15 protein-coding genes are annotated in these 14262 nt (G+C 35.9%); 4 read left to right on the top strand and 11 right to left on the bottom strand.

Going from position 1 to position 14262, the window contains the following annotated elements:
- Positions 1 to 37 precede the first annotated feature (37 nt).
- The 7 genes from FT993_RS02715 to FT993_RS02685 are packed head-to-tail and all read right to left on the bottom strand — an operon-like array spanning position 38 to position 6679.
- A complete protein-coding gene (locus tag FT993_RS02715) occupies positions 38 to 934 on the bottom strand; it encodes a DUF4835 family protein (protein ID WP_147861005.1) in 897 nt (298 codons plus the stop codon).
- Between the two features lie 17 nt (positions 935 to 951).
- The gene (gene coaBC / locus FT993_RS02710; protein WP_147861004.1) at positions 952 to 2157 is read right to left on the bottom strand and encodes a bifunctional phosphopantothenoylcysteine decarboxylase/phosphopantothenate--cysteine ligase CoaBC; all 1206 of its coding nucleotides are present in this window, start codon (positions 2155 to 2157) and stop codon (positions 952 to 954) included.
- Between the two features lie 10 nt (positions 2158 to 2167).
- Positions 2168 to 2497, bottom strand: a complete 330-nt coding sequence (locus tag FT993_RS02705; RefSeq protein WP_147861003.1) for a DNA-directed RNA polymerase subunit omega — start codon at positions 2495 to 2497, stop codon at positions 2168 to 2170.
- 4 nt (positions 2498 to 2501) lie between these two features.
- Positions 2502 to 3353, bottom strand: a complete 852-nt coding sequence (locus FT993_RS02700) for an outer membrane protein assembly factor BamD (RefSeq protein ID WP_187240739.1) — start codon at positions 3351 to 3353, stop codon at positions 2502 to 2504.
- 55 nt (positions 3354 to 3408) lie between these two features.
- Positions 3409 to 4293: a 4-hydroxy-tetrahydrodipicolinate synthase gene (dapA, locus tag FT993_RS02695; protein ID WP_147861061.1), complete on the bottom strand. Its 885-nt coding sequence runs from the start codon at positions 4291 to 4293 to the stop codon at positions 3409 to 3411.
- A 5-nt stretch (positions 4294 to 4298) separates the two neighbouring features.
- Positions 4299 to 4793 (bottom strand): hypothetical protein, encoded by a 495-nt coding sequence (locus FT993_RS02690; protein WP_147861002.1) that lies wholly within the window; start codon positions 4791 to 4793, stop codon positions 4299 to 4301.
- A gap of 11 nt (positions 4794 to 4804) precedes the next feature.
- Positions 4805 to 6679 carry a peptidase M61 gene (locus FT993_RS02685; protein WP_147861001.1) on the bottom strand — a complete coding sequence of 625 codons (1875 nt, stop codon included), beginning with the start codon at positions 6677 to 6679 and terminating at the stop codon, positions 4805 to 4807.
- A gap of 129 nt (positions 6680 to 6808) precedes the next feature.
- Here FT993_RS02685 and FT993_RS02680 point away from each other — a divergent pair, with 129 nt between their 5' ends.
- Positions 6809 to 7570, top strand: a complete 762-nt coding sequence (locus FT993_RS02680) for a 5'-nucleotidase C-terminal domain-containing protein (protein ID WP_147861000.1) — start codon at positions 6809 to 6811, stop codon at positions 7568 to 7570.
- Positions 7571 to 7573: 3 nt separating this feature from the next.
- The gene (locus FT993_RS02675; RefSeq protein WP_147860999.1) at positions 7574 to 8491 is read left to right on the top strand and encodes a bifunctional UDP-sugar hydrolase/5'-nucleotidase; all 918 of its coding nucleotides are present in this window, start codon (positions 7574 to 7576) and stop codon (positions 8489 to 8491) included.
- A gap of 43 nt (positions 8492 to 8534) precedes the next feature.
- Here the strand turns inward: FT993_RS02675 and ligA are convergent, their stop codons facing one another.
- From ligA to ruvX, 4 genes are all read right to left on the bottom strand, one after another.
- The gene (gene ligA / locus FT993_RS02670) at positions 8535 to 10526 is read right to left on the bottom strand and encodes an NAD-dependent DNA ligase LigA (protein WP_147860998.1); all 1992 of its coding nucleotides are present in this window, start codon (positions 10524 to 10526) and stop codon (positions 8535 to 8537) included.
- A 145-nt stretch (positions 10527 to 10671) separates the two neighbouring features.
- Positions 10672 to 11091, bottom strand: a complete 420-nt coding sequence (locus tag FT993_RS02665) for a DUF5606 domain-containing protein (RefSeq protein WP_147860997.1) — start codon at positions 11089 to 11091, stop codon at positions 10672 to 10674.
- Between the two features lie 59 nt (positions 11092 to 11150).
- A complete protein-coding gene (def, locus tag FT993_RS02660; protein WP_147860996.1) occupies positions 11151 to 11741 on the bottom strand; it encodes a peptide deformylase in 591 nt (196 codons plus the stop codon).
- 98 nt (positions 11742 to 11839) lie between these two features.
- A complete protein-coding gene (ruvX, locus tag FT993_RS02655) occupies positions 11840 to 12256 on the bottom strand; it encodes a Holliday junction resolvase RuvX (protein ID WP_147860995.1) in 417 nt (138 codons plus the stop codon).
- A 90-nt stretch (positions 12257 to 12346) separates the two neighbouring features.
- On the opposite strand from ruvX, the gene FT993_RS02650 reads away from it, so the two are divergent.
- Complete coding sequence (locus FT993_RS02650) at positions 12347 to 13162, top strand: 2,3,4,5-tetrahydropyridine-2,6-dicarboxylate N-succinyltransferase (RefSeq protein ID WP_147860994.1); 816 nt, start codon at positions 12347 to 12349, stop codon at positions 13160 to 13162.
- A gap of 1 nt (position 13163) precedes the next feature.
- A complete protein-coding gene (locus tag FT993_RS02645; RefSeq protein WP_147860993.1) occupies positions 13164 to 14234 on the top strand; it encodes a glycosyltransferase family 9 protein in 1071 nt (356 codons plus the stop codon).
- Positions 14235 to 14262 lie beyond the last annotated feature (28 nt).

Genomic DNA, 14262 nt, shown 5'->3' with positions numbered 1-14262 from the left:
GAGTTTAATTAATGCTACCAATTTTAGGCAATAGAAATTATAATTTTAATTGCGCCCATTTTTTGTTATACAAAGGGGCAATTTTCTTAAGATTATCTATTAAATTGTTCATCGGCACACTAGGGCCACCGCTATAAATAGCGGTAATCTCATCGGCTTTAGCATCAAAAAACATACGTATGGGGGCCGAGTTGGGCCTTGTTCCACTCACTTGACGCAAGAGCTGTATGGCTTCTGCCACTTTTGTTTTACCTTTTTCTGCATCTTGATACATACTATCTAAGCCTTCTATATGGTAAACATAAAATGCCTTACGGTAATCTTGAAAAGCATTAGACAGCAAGTCATCGTTAAGTCTGTATTTAGACATAGCGCCATCTCCTGGAGACCAACCGGTAGTTCTTCCTTGTTGAGCTATGTTTACAACTTGCTTGGCTTGTTGGTGATATTCATCTCCGGCATTTAATTTAAATGTGTCGGCATCTAATCCAATTATGGTAAAAGCAAAGAAATTGAGATTTGCCGTTAAATTGCCCGAATAATTATTGGGCTCAAACCTTAACGGATCAAATTCTGTATATTGAAAATTAAAATCATCATCTTTATAATTCAACACCGGAGTAGTAAAGGTACTACCATAAACTGGTCTTGAAGATTGCACTTGAATAGTCGCCCTAAATTGATCGGCTTCAAACTCCTTTACCGTTATAAATATAGCACAATTTATACGTTTATCTTTCTTAAGATTTAGATTAGTAAATTGCGTTTTATTCATATAATCTTCTATCGAAGATTGTAAGGTTTTAAAGATGCTTAATTGCGTCTTACCTGTTTGCTCTGCATTTAAAGTAACACTGCAATTTAATTCTTGAGCTTGTAAGCTCCCACTAATCCCTATGATGAGAAATAAAAAAAAACGCTTTAAAAAAGCCATAATATAAAAGTTAGATGCTAGTTATTTAAACGTGATTGAATATAATTAAGTATATCTTTAGCCACCAAATCTTTGGTCTTTAACTCATAATCTAAAACTTGCTGGGGGTCAATAATCCTAATTTTATTGGTGGGTTGCTTAAACCCTGCACCCTTGTCGTTTAAGGAGTTTAATACAATTGCGTCTAAGTGCTTACGTTGTAATTTACCACGAGCATTTTTCAATTCATTTTCTGTTTCAAGTGCAAATCCCATAAGGAATTGTTGGCTTTTTGCTTCGCCCATTGCTTTTAAAATATCTTCTGTCTTTTCTAGCCTAATCTCTAGAAATTGATCTGATTTTTTAATTTTTTGATCGGCTTTTTGCACGGGTCTATAATCTGATACTGCTGCTGCAGCTATCGCTATGTCTACCTCATTATAATGCTCAAAAACTGCATCATACATTTCTTTGGTGCTTGTCACTTTGATGAGCGTAACATTGGGGGAGTCAATTTTTTGATTGGTAGGGCCGCTAACCATTACCACTTGTGCGCCAAGCTTGGCCGCCTCTTTAGCTAGAGCGAAACCCATTTTTCCGCTAGAATGGTTACCAATAAAGCGAACCGGATCTAATGCCTCATAAGTAGGCCCTGCGGTAATCAACACTTTTTTTTCTGACCACGGCTTTTGCTTTCGCTGATAGTTAAGAATATAATTAATAATATCCTGCGGCTCTGCCATTCTGCCTTCCCCACTTAGACCACTCGCTAATTCTCCTGTACCTACAGGAATTATTAAATTCCCGAAAGCGCTTAATTTATCTAAAGCATTTTGAGTACCCGGGTGTTTGTACATATCCAAATCCATTGCAGGAGCAATAAACACGGGACATTTTGCAGAGAGATAAGTAGCTAATAAAAAATTATCGGATTGGGCATGGGCCATTTTGGCCAAAGTATTAGCCGTAGCCGGTGCCACCAGCATAAAATCGGCCCAAAGTCCTAAGTCTACATGGTTATTCCATACCTCATCTTCCTCATCGGTAAAAGAGGTAATCACATCATGCTTTGAAAGCGTTGACAAGGTTAATGGTGTAACAAATTCTTTTGCTTTTGGCGTCATTATCACCTTAACCGATGCGCCTTCTTTTATGAGCAAACGAACCAAAAAGGGTATTTTGTATGCGGCGATTCCTGCCGTAATACCTAATACCACTTTTTGGTTCTGTAAAAAGCCTGCCATATCTTATCGATTAGGCTTGTTGATCTTCTTTGGTATTTCTAAAGTAAATCTTATCTTCTAACCATTCTTCAATTGCTAAAGAGTGTGGTTTAGGTAAACGCTCATAAAATTTAGAAACCTCTATTTGCTCTTTGTTCTCGAAGATTTCATCTAAACTATCGTTATACGTAGCAAACTCATCTAATTTTTCAATCAATTCCTTTTTTATCTCCGAATTGATTTGTGTAGCACGCTTGGCCACAATTGAAATAGCCTCATAAATGTTATCTGTAGGAGCATCTACTAGATTCTTATCAATAGTAGTAGTACTTACTGGCGCTTTAGAATTTTTAATATCCATAGGTTTATCCTAAATTATTTTCTGAATTGTTATTTAATCTCTCTTTTATTTCTTTAGCAATGGCATTTGCTTGCTCGACAAAATCCCCTTGAGGGAAGTATTTCAAGTAATCTTCATAATAAGTTTGTGCCGTAATTAAACGCTCTTCTACCAACTGGGCGTAACTGTTGATTGCTAAAATGTAGGCAGCATCTAATTTATAAAAATAAGCTTCATCTCTAAATTTAGAACCCGGATTATTTTCTATAAAATTATCAAAGGCTTCCATAGCCGCTTTATAGTCTTCGCGGTGATGATAAGATTTAGCAATTTCGTAAGCTTTTTTCTCTAGTTTTTCACGTAAAGCTGCATATTTCTCATTAGCATCTCCAATATGCTCTCCATCGGGAAATTTACTAATGTATTCTTGAAATTTATTCATCGCCTTTAAGGTTTCGGTCTGGTCAAGCGAATACCTTGGCGATTCGTTATAATAACTCAATGCACTTTTGTAAAAAGCCTCCTCGTATTTTTGACTATTAGGATAGGACTTAGTAAAACGCTCAAATTGATATGCCGAGTCAAAGTAAGCACCTAAAATATAATAGCTATTGGCGTGCACAAAAGATATGTGTTCTCCCTGGGGTTTACCTCTATATTGAGGCAATACCTGTTCAATAAGTCGTAAGGCTTTTTTATGTTTTGATTTTTTATTTTCAGCAAGTCCTTCTTCATAAAGTTGCATCGCCACTTCATACTTTTGTTTTACCTCATCGCTCTTTAACGCCTTTTGGTACTCACTACAAGAAGTAAGGCCAGTCATCAAACTTACTAGTAAAAATAAATAGTAAATGTTATGTTTTAAAATTTGTTGCATCCTGCAAAAGTACTGTTTTTTAGAATAGTAAAAAAATAATTGTTTCATTTCAGCTTTAAGCATTGGCTAGGCTATCCATAAATTCGTGAATGCGATATTTTAAATTAGCCGAAGCTTCAACCAGAGGTAGCCTTACCACCGCCGTAGATAAGCCTAATTTTTGAAACACAACCTTAATCCCTGCAGGATTTCCTTCTTCAAAAATCATATCTATAGCTGGAGCTAATTTATAATGCAATTCATAGGCTTCATCGACCTTACGATCAAGACCCAAGGCTACCATTCGTGAGAAATCTTCGGGAAAACCTTCACCAATAACCGAAATAACTCCCGCACCTCCCGCTAGAACCATAGGCAGTGTTATCATATCATCGCCCGAGATTACTAAAAAATCTTTAGGACAATTATCTATAAGTTGCATTGCTTGCACTAGATCACCTGCTGCTTCTTTAATTCCGATTATATTTTCAAAATCAGAAGCCAGTCGTGCTACCGTGTGCGGCAACATATTACTGGCGGTTCTACCCGGAACGTTATATAGTATTATGGGCATTTTAGTAGCTTGTGCAACTTGTTTGAAATGCTGATAAATACCTTCTTGGGTAGGCTTATTATAAAAAGGAGAAACCGATAACAAGGCATCAAAACCTGTAAGATTATCATTCTGCAATTGATCTACCACTTGTTGGGTATTGTTACCTCCTACACCTAAGACCAAGGGTAGTTCTCCGTTATTTTCATCGATTACAATTTGCTTGACCCGTTCTTTTTCTTCTAAGGTTAAGGTTGCGCTTTCTGCCGTAGTACCTAAAACCACCAAGTAGTCAATTCCATTTTCTATTTGGTATCTTACAATTTTGCGCAGGGCGATTTCATCTACTTCGCTTTCGGGTGTAAATGGTGTTACCAAAGCCACTCCTGTACCTACAAATTTTTGCATCATTGTTATTTTATAATTTTTAAATATTTAACTAACTCCTGTGTAAACAACTCGTGTTCATCTAATGAAACCAAAACTTCTAAATCATTCAATCGCTTTTCATCTAACTGAAAGCCAATCCGTAAAGTGGTTTTCACTCGACTACTGACAAACAATAACTCTTGCCTATCTTGATTAAAGTAATTGATTAATAAATCATATTTCTTTTCTAAAAACGGTTGTGCCGCAGATTGCGTCTTAAGCTTACCTAAGAAAGAAAACGATTTTCTGGTAAAAACACCCACATTTTCGGTTTTGATTTGTTCTGCGAATGACAAACAATTTATAGCGTCGTTGTTAAGCTTAAACTGTTTGACCAAGCTTTGCCTCAAACCTGCAATATTTACTTGATCTTTTTCATACAAAATCCCAATGTTATTTATAGCCGGTGGTTTTTGTACCCTTTTTTGAGCCAAGTTTTTATTGACCTCTTTTTGGATTGCTCTCTGTTTTAAACTCAATTATTCTTGTCTTATTGACCGTAAAGCCAAGCATTTCTTAATTCAACACGTGGATCTTCTAATGGTAGATCCATGTTTTTTAACTCTTTTTTAATCAAAACAGGTGTTATTACTTTAGTTTTTAAGTTAAGTAACGCCCCATCGCGCTCCACCTGCATTTCAATTTTATCGCCCTCCTTCCAGTTTCGACTAGTTAATATGAGATTCATAATATTATCTAGATTAAAATTTTGTCTATTTATAGATTTGATGATATCACCGCCTTGCAAGCCTGCATTTTTCAGGAAAGAGTTTAATGCAATACCTTCACGTACAAATATCTCTTTACTATCTGGTTTTGCATCTATAAACGGATCTGCTTGGTTTAAGAAAAAATCGGTTTTAATAGTATCTACCGATTGCTCTACCCCTACTTTGGCTAGAAATTTTTTGTAAGGTATAGCTGTATTTCCCGCTACATAAGTCGTTAAAAAGTCTCCTATTTCTGGATAGGTTAATTCTGTGATAACCTGAAACAAATTATCATCATCAAAAGGCTTATTTTTCCCATACTTATCGCTCAATGATTTCATTAAATGTAAAACACCCATTTTGCCATCGCTTAATTCACGCAAACGTATGTCTAAGCTCATCCCAATTAAGGCTCCTTTTAAGTATACATTATAATAGTTAGAAGCGTGTGGCTCTTCAAGTATATGCTTACTCATATGCGTAAAAGCCACCTGATCATCATAATTAGCTGCTGCATCAATTTTATCGGCAATTCTTTGATAAAAAGTAGGCTCGTTAATTAATTTCTGATCAATTTGAAAAAGATTGGCAAAATATTCGGTCACCCCTTCATACATCCACAAGTGCTGTGACATTTTAGGCTTAGCGTAATCAAAATAATGCACTTCTTTAGAGTGGATATTTAGGGGAGTTATGATATGAAAGAATTCATGTGCCACTACATCGGTCATACTTTTGTTCAAAAAATCTAATGGGATAGCCTCTGGCATTACTACCATGGTAGAAGTATGATGTTCTAGCGCTCCAAAACCTTGTGCAACTGTTTTCTCAAGATCAGACAAATAGAGAAGTATCACGTATTCGCCAGTATTGTCAATTTCACCTAAAAAGTTTTTTTGTGCCTTTAAAATTTTCTCAAGATTAGGTCTAAGGTCTTGTGCGTCATATTTTTTATTAGGTGAATAAACGTAAAGACGTACTTGCATTCCTCCTTCCAGATTAAATTCAGCTGCGCTAACATCGGTATACATAATAGGATTATCCATCACTTCAAAATATCGTGAAGCTTGATAAATGTCTTTCATTTGCATTTCGCCAACTACCTGACTAGAAAGCTTTTTAAGTGAAGTACCCCCGTTCAAATGTGCATCGCGTAAAATTGAAATCGTATAAGGAGTTTCTTTCAAATCGGTAAAGTACCCCACAAATCCGTGTAAGTTTAGCACGAAGTTTTCGTCATCAGCAATATTCGTTCCCGATGGAGAAAACACTCCTAGTTCATCCTCGGCATCATAAGTGTCATCTACAGTATAAGCTATATAATCTAGTTGCCGCGCGTTTTGAATTTCATAAGAATTCATTCCTATCGGTTTAACCGGAAGTAAATTTCCTTTATAATCATAAGCTTTAAATCCAGATAATAATCGGCCGTAATTATCTACAGAATAGGTACCTGGCACCGTTTGCGGTATATGATAACTAACGCTGTTTTGATTAAAAGCTTGGGGATCTATTTTTACTTCAACACGGTCGTTTTCAACATTAACCAAATCTATATGAACCTCTGTAAAAAAAGGCTGGTCTTTAGTGTTTTTTTGAACCCCGCACGACCAAATAAAAAAAGAAAGGCTTAAAAGAAAGATTATATTTTTCATAGTAATTGTATTCATATTATATAGACCAACTATTTTGGTAGTTGTTACATAGCGCTCAAAAATAATTATTTTTGTGACGAAAAAAACAAATAAGGCCAGCTTATATTTACCTTTGTAAAAAATCATTTTATGCATTACTTAAAACCAGGTCTTGTCTTACTAGCAGGACTATGCCTAGTGAGTTGTAAAGAAAAAACTTCTTTGGCAGTAAGTCATATAAAGGCTAAACAAATTGCGGTCGCAGCCGATATAGAAGAAGACCCTAAAATTACCGCCTTTATCAAACCTTATAAAGAGCATATTGACAAAGAAATGAACAGCGTTTTGTCTTTTACGCCAAAAACTTTATCTAAAAAGGATGGCCAATTGAATACAGCTATAGGAAATATGGAAGCCGATGCAGTTTTAGAGATGGCCAACCCTATATTTCAAGAAAGGGAACAAAAATCGATTGATGCAGTTCTTTTAAACCACGGCGGAATTCGTTCTATCATCAGTAAAGGCAATATTACCACTAAAACTGCTTTCAATATAATGCCCTTTGAGAACGAGTTGGTAATTATAGGGATCAAGGGTAAGCACCTGCATGCTATGTTTGATTACTTAGCTCAAAATAAAACCGCACACCCCTTAGCGGGAATGCAACTCATTTTAAATAAAAACGGATCTATAAAAAGTAAAAAGATTCAAGGTAAAAATTTAGAAGATGATCGCTTATATTATATAGCCACCAACGATTATTTAATGGAAGGCGGTGATCGCATGGATTTCTTTAAAAAGAAAGAAACGGCCACTTATATCAACTATAAGTTGAGAAATCTTTTCTTAGATTACTTTAAAAAACACGACACCATTAACCCGCATCGCGACCAGCGTTTTACACAAGAATAAATCATGAAAAGAAGAACATTTATACAAAAAACAGCTGCGGCAGGGGTTTTTACAAGTATCGCAGGTGCAGGCGTATTAGGCTCTGGATTAAAACCTTCTTTTAAGAAGCATATCACCATCTTGCATACCAATGATGTGCATAGCCATATAGAACCCTTTAGCCCACAAAACGCTAGAAATCCAAATGCTGGTGGAGTTGCTAAACGCTATACTTTAATTCAAAAAATTAGAAAAGAAAATCCTAATGTACTTTTATTAGATGCGGGCGATATGTTTCAAGGCACGCCTTATTTTAATTTTTATGGAGGAGAGCTTGAGTTTAAGCTTATGAGCAAAATGGGTTATGATGCTGCTACATTAGGAAATCACGACTTTGACAATGGTCTAGACGGTCTGTTGGCGCAAATACCAAATGCTAAATTTAGTTTTATAAATAGTAATTATGATTTCACCAATACTATTTTAGATGGCGGATACATAAAACCTTATGAAATTTTTATTAAAGACGGAGTTAAAATCGGGGTTTTTGGTGTAGGTATTGAATTGGAAGGATTAGTAAATAAAAAAATGTATAGAGAAACTCAATACAATGATCCTGTTATGGTTGCTCAAGACCTTAGTCACCAATTAAAAAATGAAGAGCAATGTGATTTAGTTATTTGCCTTTCGCATTTAGGTTACCGATATAAATCGGGTAAGATTGATGACTTAAAGCTTGCCAAACGAACCAAAGATATTGATTTGATTATTGGTGGGCATAGTCATACCTTTTTAGATAAACCTACTGTGGTTCGTAATGCCAAAAATAAAAATGTGCTTGTAAATCAAGTAGGTTGGGCAGGAATCAATTTAGGCAGAATAGATTTTTATTTAGACGACCAAAAAAAAATCAGTAGCGAAGGGGCAAGTATACTGGTTTAAATTATACCGCCAGCGCTTTGTTTAGCACTGGCGATTTATAAAATCAGATCATATTTAAAAAAGTTGATTCATCAATAATTTGAGTGTTCAGTTTTTCGGCTTTAGCCAATTTACTAGGTCCCATATTTTCACCAGCCACTAAGAAATCTGTATTTCCCGAGATTGAACCTGATACCTTTCCTCCATTTTCTTCGATTAACTTCTTAAGTTCGTTTCTCGAAACCTGTGTAAAAACGCCAGATATGACAAAGTTTTTACCCGATAAAACCGAAGAAGTTGGTGACAAGTCATTTTCTTCAATTGCCAACTGTAAACCATAGTCTTTTAAGCGTTTAATAAGTTCGCGATTTTGCTCGATTGCAAAAAAATCGGTTACACTTTCGGCTATTCGAATTCCTATTTCATTTACCGCCTGTAACTCCTCAAGGCTTGCTTTTTGCAAAGCATCTATATTAGGAAAAGCTTTGCATAGGGTTTTGGCAACTGTCTCCCCTACATACCGTATTCCCAATGCGAATAACACCCTAGGATAGGGAACTGTTTTTGATTTTTCAATACCTTTAATCAAATTTTCGGCAGATTTGTCTGCCATTCGCTCTAAAGGAAGTACCTGTTTTTTTTGAAGGGTGTATAAATCGGCATAATTTTTAATTAAACCTTCCCGAACCAAAAGTGCTACCGTTTCTCCGCCTAAACCTTCGATATCCATGGCTTTACGAGAAATAAAATGCTGGATTCGACCCACGATTTGAGGTGGACATCCTGCTGCATTCACACAATAATGCAGGGCCTCTCCCTCTTCTCTTTTTAAAACAGTGTCGCATTCAGGACAATTCGTAATATATTTTGTTGGTTTAGAATCCGTTTCTCTTTTAGAGAAATTAACCCCTACTATTTTCGGTATTATTTCTCCACCTTTTTCTACATAAACATAATCTTGTTCGCGAACATCTAATTTCTCAATTTGATCGGCATTATGTAAACTAGCACGCTTGACCACGGTTCCGGCCAATTGTACAGGCTCTAAATTTGCAACTGGTGTAATGGCTCCCGTACGACCAACTTGATAAGAAATTTGATTTAATTTAGTTTCAACTTGTTCTGCCTTAAATTTATAGGCTATGGCCCACCGCGGTGCTTTGGCTGTAAAGCCCAATTCATCTTGATGTTGCAAATTATTTACCTTGATTACTACCCCATCTGTTTCATAGGGTAAATCATGTCGATGCTCATCCCAGTAATTTATAAAATTTAAAACCTCATCGATACTATTCAATTGTTCTGCTTCCTCTGGCACCTTAAAACCCCATTCTCTCGCTCTTTTTAAAGATTCAAATTGAGTAGAAAGGCTCAGGTTTTGACCCACTATAGCATAAGCCAAACAGTCTAAAGGCCTTTTCGCCACTTCGGCGCTATCTTGCAGTTTTAGACTACCCGATGCTGTATTACGCGGATTAGCATATGGTTCTTCACCTACAGCAACACGTTCTGCATTCAACTTAGCAAAGCCTTCATACGGAAGCACAATTTCGGCACGAACATCAAATCGAGCCGGAAAATCGCCTTGTAATTGCAAAGGAACCGATCGAATGGTTTTTACATTTGCTGTAACCTCATCTCCCTGTTCTCCATCACCGCGGGTCACCGCTCGCAGCAACTGTCCGTTTTGATAGGTTAGGTTTATCGATGCGCCATCATACTTGAGTTCGCAGGTAAAACTAATTTCTCCTGGAATAATTTTTTTAACTCGCTTCTCCCAGTCTAGTAATTCTTCTTTGGAGTAAGAATTAGCCAGCGAATACATACGAGAATCATGCTTAACGGTTTTAAAATTTTTGGTAACTTGCCCTCCTACGCGTTGGGTTGGCGAGTTGTCAAGAGCCCATTCTGGGTATTTTCGTTCGAGAGCTTCTAGCTCTTTAAGCTTCATATCAAAGTCATAATCGCTAATGCTCGGTTTATCTAAAACGTAATATTGATAATTGTGTTGGTGCAACTCTTTTGTGAGTTGTTTTATTTTTTCTTTTGGTTCCATAAAGACTTATTACTCTCTAAAAGCGAATTTAATAAATATACAGCAGTAAACTAGTTTTGTTCTTAATAGTAAATGCTATTTATAAAATAAAAAAGTCTTTAGCTGCAGCTAAAGACTTTAATTTTACAAGGCTATTCAGCATCTATTATTCTGATACGGCCTCTTCTTCTTTGTCAGTATTAAAATCGGTTTTACCGGCTTTTATTAAAATATTGTACCATTGAATTACCTTTTTAATATCACTTGAATAAACACGATCTTCGTCAAATTCTGGTAAAATTTCTTGAAAGTAAGCCTCTAGTTTCGCTTTTGATTCTTTATGGCTAACACTGCTTTCTTTATGATCTTCTTTTTCGGCAATTTTTTGAAAAACTTCGGCTAATGGCACTTCTTCGGTATAGGTATAAATAGCAATTTCACTCAACATACTTACATTGTGGCGTACGCTTACAGAAAGTTTTTTTCCCGTATCTAAAGACTCCGCTACGAAGCCACCTCGTGTTTGCGCTTTTAATTCATATAAACCGGGTTTTCCCGAAATAGACAGCACTTTATCTAAACTCATATTCTATTTTTAGTTAATTAAAAAAACAAATATCTAATCTCTACCTTTATTTCACAAGTTTAACGAGCAATTTTTTGTTTTGGAAAGCGCATACGGTAGTCTACTTTAATTTTTCCTTTACTGATGTTTGCAAGTTTACCCTTTATCAATCTCTTTTTCAAACTAGACAATTTATCGGTAAACAAAATTCCTTCTATATGATCGTATTCGTGTTGAATTACTCGTGCAGCTAATCCTGAAAAAGTATCTTGATGTTTCACCCAGTTTTCATCGTAATAAGAGATGGTAATCTCTGGTTTTCTAAACACATCTTCACGCACATCTGGTATGCTTAAGCAGCCTTCATTAAAAGCCCATTCATCTCCTGTTTCAGATTCAATTTGAGCATTGATAAAAACTTTTTTTAAATCGCGTAATTGATCTCTATCTTCTTTGCTTAAATCTTCATCTTCTGCAAAGGGGGTAGGATCAATCACAAATAAACGAATAGGCAAACCAACTTGAGGTGCAGCCAGCCCCACACCATAAGCGTTATACATGGTTTCCCACATATTATCTATAAGCTCTTTTAACTTAGGATAATCTTCTTTAATAACTTTAGCTTTTTTCTTTAATACGGGATCTCCGTAGGCTACGATTGGTAAAATCATAAATTCTGTATTTCTTGAGAGTGCAAAGGTAAGTAAAGCACCTTAAACTTTGTAGCAATTTGTTATAATCCCGGTTTGAAAATAATAAAAGCTACGAACTAATTACTTTTTGAATACAAATAATTTTGTAAAATAATGGTTGCACTAATCTCATCTATAAGCGCCTTGTTTCTTCTTTTTTTCTTTTTCATCCCCCCTTGAATCATACTTTGAACAGCCATTTTGCTTGTAAATCGCTCATCTTCTCGATGCACCTTGAGCGTTGGACATTCTTTTTGCAGCACTTTTAAAAAAGCCTGTATAGGTGCCTCGCTCTGGCTAGGAGAGCCATCTCTTTGCTTAGGTTCACCCACCACCAGCAACTCCACCTTTTCTTTAGCAATATAATCTTTAATAAAAGTTAATAAGTGTTTAGTTTCTACAGTGGTGAGACCAGAAGCAATGAGTTGCATCTCGTCGGTTACGGCAACTCCAGTTCTTTTGGTACCAAAATCAATGGCTAAAATTCGAGGCATAAAAGGTTTGATTTTTTGCAAATTTAATACTTCTTTAAAAATAGATTTCTATTTTGGCCAGATACTGTATATTTACACCAAATTATTTTTATGGAAAGGCTACAAAAAAGCATTGAAGAGGCTTGGAACGATAGAAGTTTATTACAAAATACCGATACGGTACAAGCTATACGAAAAGTAATACAATTAATAGATGAAGGTTCTTTGCGTTGCGCAGAACCTACTACAGCTGGCTGGCAGGTGAATGAATGGGTAAAAAAGGCTGTTGTACTTTATTTCCCGATTCAAAAAATGGAAACCATGGAAGCTGGTATATTTGAATACCACGATAAAATGCCACTAAAAACGGGCTACAAGGAAAAAGGAATTCGTGTTGTGCCTAATGCTGTAGCAAGGCATGGCGCTTATATATCTAAAGGCGTTATTATGATGCCTAGTTATGTTAATATAGGTGCTTATGTAGACGAAGGCACGATGGTAGACACTTGGGCAACGGTAGGCAGCTGTGCGCAAATAGGTAAAAATGTTCATTTATCTGGAGGAGTTGGAATTGGTGGTGTTCTAGAACCCTTGCAAGCCGCGCCTGTAATTATTGAAGACAATGCTTTTTTAGGATCTAGAAGTATTGTTGTAGAGGGAGTACGCGTAGAGCAAGAAGCCGTTCTAGGTGCAAATGTGGTTTTAACAGCATCGACCAAAATTATAGATGTTACGGGCGACACACCAAAGGAAATGAAGGGAATTGTACCCGCTCGCTCTGTAGTCATACCCGGTAGTTATACCAAGACGTTTCCTGCGGGGGAATTTCAAGTTCCTTGTGCTTTGATTATTGGAAAGAGAAAAGAAAGCACCAATAAGAAAACCTCGCTAAACGACGCATTACGAACGTATGACGTAGCCGTATAGTATGAAAATTTTAATAATTCAGCAGAAGATGATTGGAGACGTATTAACCTCGTCTATTTTATTCGAAGCGATTAGGAAACAAAATCCTTCTGCTGAGTTACATTACCTTATCTATTCGCACACCTTACCGGTAGTATTAAACAATCCGTACATCGATAAAATAATCGAATTTACCCCTCAAGTTGAAAAAAGTAAAAGAAAATTTTACAGCTTTTTAAAAAACATTCGTAAAGAAAATTACGACGTAGTAATTGACGTTTACAGTAAAAACGCGAGCGCCCTAATCAGCTTCTTTTCACGAGCCAAAATTAGAATCGGCAAATCAAAGTCATACCTCAATTGGGCCTACACACACCCTATTGACTCTCAAAAAAATAGAAACAAAGGGATTCCTCTAGCCCAAGAAAACCGATTAAGAATGCTGGAACCTTTATTCAAAGATATTGATTTTGATGTGGACCCTAAGATTTACTTGAATGAAGAAGAAAGAAATCAGTTAAAAGAACAACTAGCCAAGAAAAATATCAGTTTAGATAATAAATTTCCTGTAATGGTAAATATCCTGGGTAGTTCTCCCGATAAAACTTACCCCCTGCCCTATTTGGCTCAGCTTTTAAATACGCTTAAAGCGGAATTTAATGAAATTACTTTCTTGTTTAATTATATTCCACATCAAAGCAAATTTGTAGATGAATTAAAATCACATTGCAACGCTCAAACCTTAAATGCGATAAAAGATTTTTATGCTCCTAGTTTAAGAGAGTTTATTGTTCTTACCTCTTTTTGTAAGGCTATGATTGGTAATGAAGGTGGCGCAATTCACATGGCCAAAGCAGTAAACATACCTAGTTTTGCTATCTTCTCTCCTTGGATTAGGAAAGAAACTTGGGGTAACAATGATTCAGATAAAAAACACATGAACGTTCATTTAAAGGATTTTAAGCCCGAATTGTTTAAGGAAAAAAATAGAAAGTTTTTAAAGAAAAACCAGCAAGAATATTATTCAAAATTCGAACCCTACTTATTGGAAAAAAAATTAGTTCAATTTATTCAAAAATCGATCAAAGTTTAATATGGGAGCAAAAAAATTACTCTATGGT

The sequence above is a fragment of the Mesonia sp. HuA40 genome, from assembly GCF_008017835.1.
Lineage (GTDB): Bacteria > Bacteroidota > Bacteroidia > Flavobacteriales > Flavobacteriaceae > Mesonia.
Note: the sequence above shows the minus strand (reverse complement) of the source record. Positions and strands in the feature narration are given on the sequence as shown.

Excerpts from the sequence above, each read along its gene's own strand:
- FT993_RS02705 (WP_147861003.1), bottom strand. The coding sequence starts at position 2,497 with ATGGATATTAAAAATTCTAAAGCGCCAGTAAGTACTACTACTATTGAT.
- dapA (WP_147861061.1), bottom strand. The coding sequence starts at position 4,293 with ATGCAAAAATTTGTAGGTACAGGAGTGGCTTTGGTAACACCATTTACA.
- FT993_RS02665 (WP_147860997.1), bottom strand. The coding sequence starts at position 11,091 with ATGAGTTTAGATAAAGTGCTGTCTATTTCGGGAAAACCCGGTTTATAT.
- coaBC (WP_147861004.1), bottom strand. The coding sequence starts at position 2,157 with ATGGCAGGCTTTTTACAGAACCAAAAAGTGGTATTAGGTATTACGGCA.
- FT993_RS02675 (WP_147860999.1), top strand. The coding sequence starts at position 7,574 with ATGAAAAGAAGAACATTTATACAAAAAACAGCTGCGGCAGGGGTTTTT.
- def (WP_147860996.1), bottom strand. The coding sequence starts at position 11,741 with ATGATTTTACCAATCGTAGCCTACGGAGATCCCGTATTAAAGAAAAAA.
- FT993_RS02680 (WP_147861000.1), top strand. The coding sequence starts at position 6,809 with ATGCATTACTTAAAACCAGGTCTTGTCTTACTAGCAGGACTATGCCTA.
- ligA (WP_147860998.1), bottom strand. The coding sequence starts at position 10,526 with ATGGAACCAAAAGAAAAAATAAAACAACTCACAAAAGAGTTGCACCAA.
- FT993_RS02650 (WP_147860994.1), top strand. The coding sequence starts at position 12,347 with ATGGAAAGGCTACAAAAAAGCATTGAAGAGGCTTGGAACGATAGAAGT.
- ruvX (WP_147860995.1), bottom strand. The coding sequence starts at position 12,256 with ATGCCTCGAATTTTAGCCATTGATTTTGGTACCAAAAGAACTGGAGTT.
- FT993_RS02700 (WP_187240739.1), bottom strand. The coding sequence starts at position 3,353 with ATGCAACAAATTTTAAAACATAACATTTACTATTTATTTTTACTAGTA.
- FT993_RS02645 (WP_147860993.1), top strand. The coding sequence starts at position 13,164 with ATGAAAATTTTAATAATTCAGCAGAAGATGATTGGAGACGTATTAACC.
- FT993_RS02715 (WP_147861005.1), bottom strand. The coding sequence starts at position 934 with ATGGCTTTTTTAAAGCGTTTTTTTTTATTTCTCATCATAGGGATTAGT.
- FT993_RS02685 (WP_147861001.1), bottom strand. The coding sequence starts at position 6,679 with ATGAAAAATATAATCTTTCTTTTAAGCCTTTCTTTTTTTATTTGGTCG.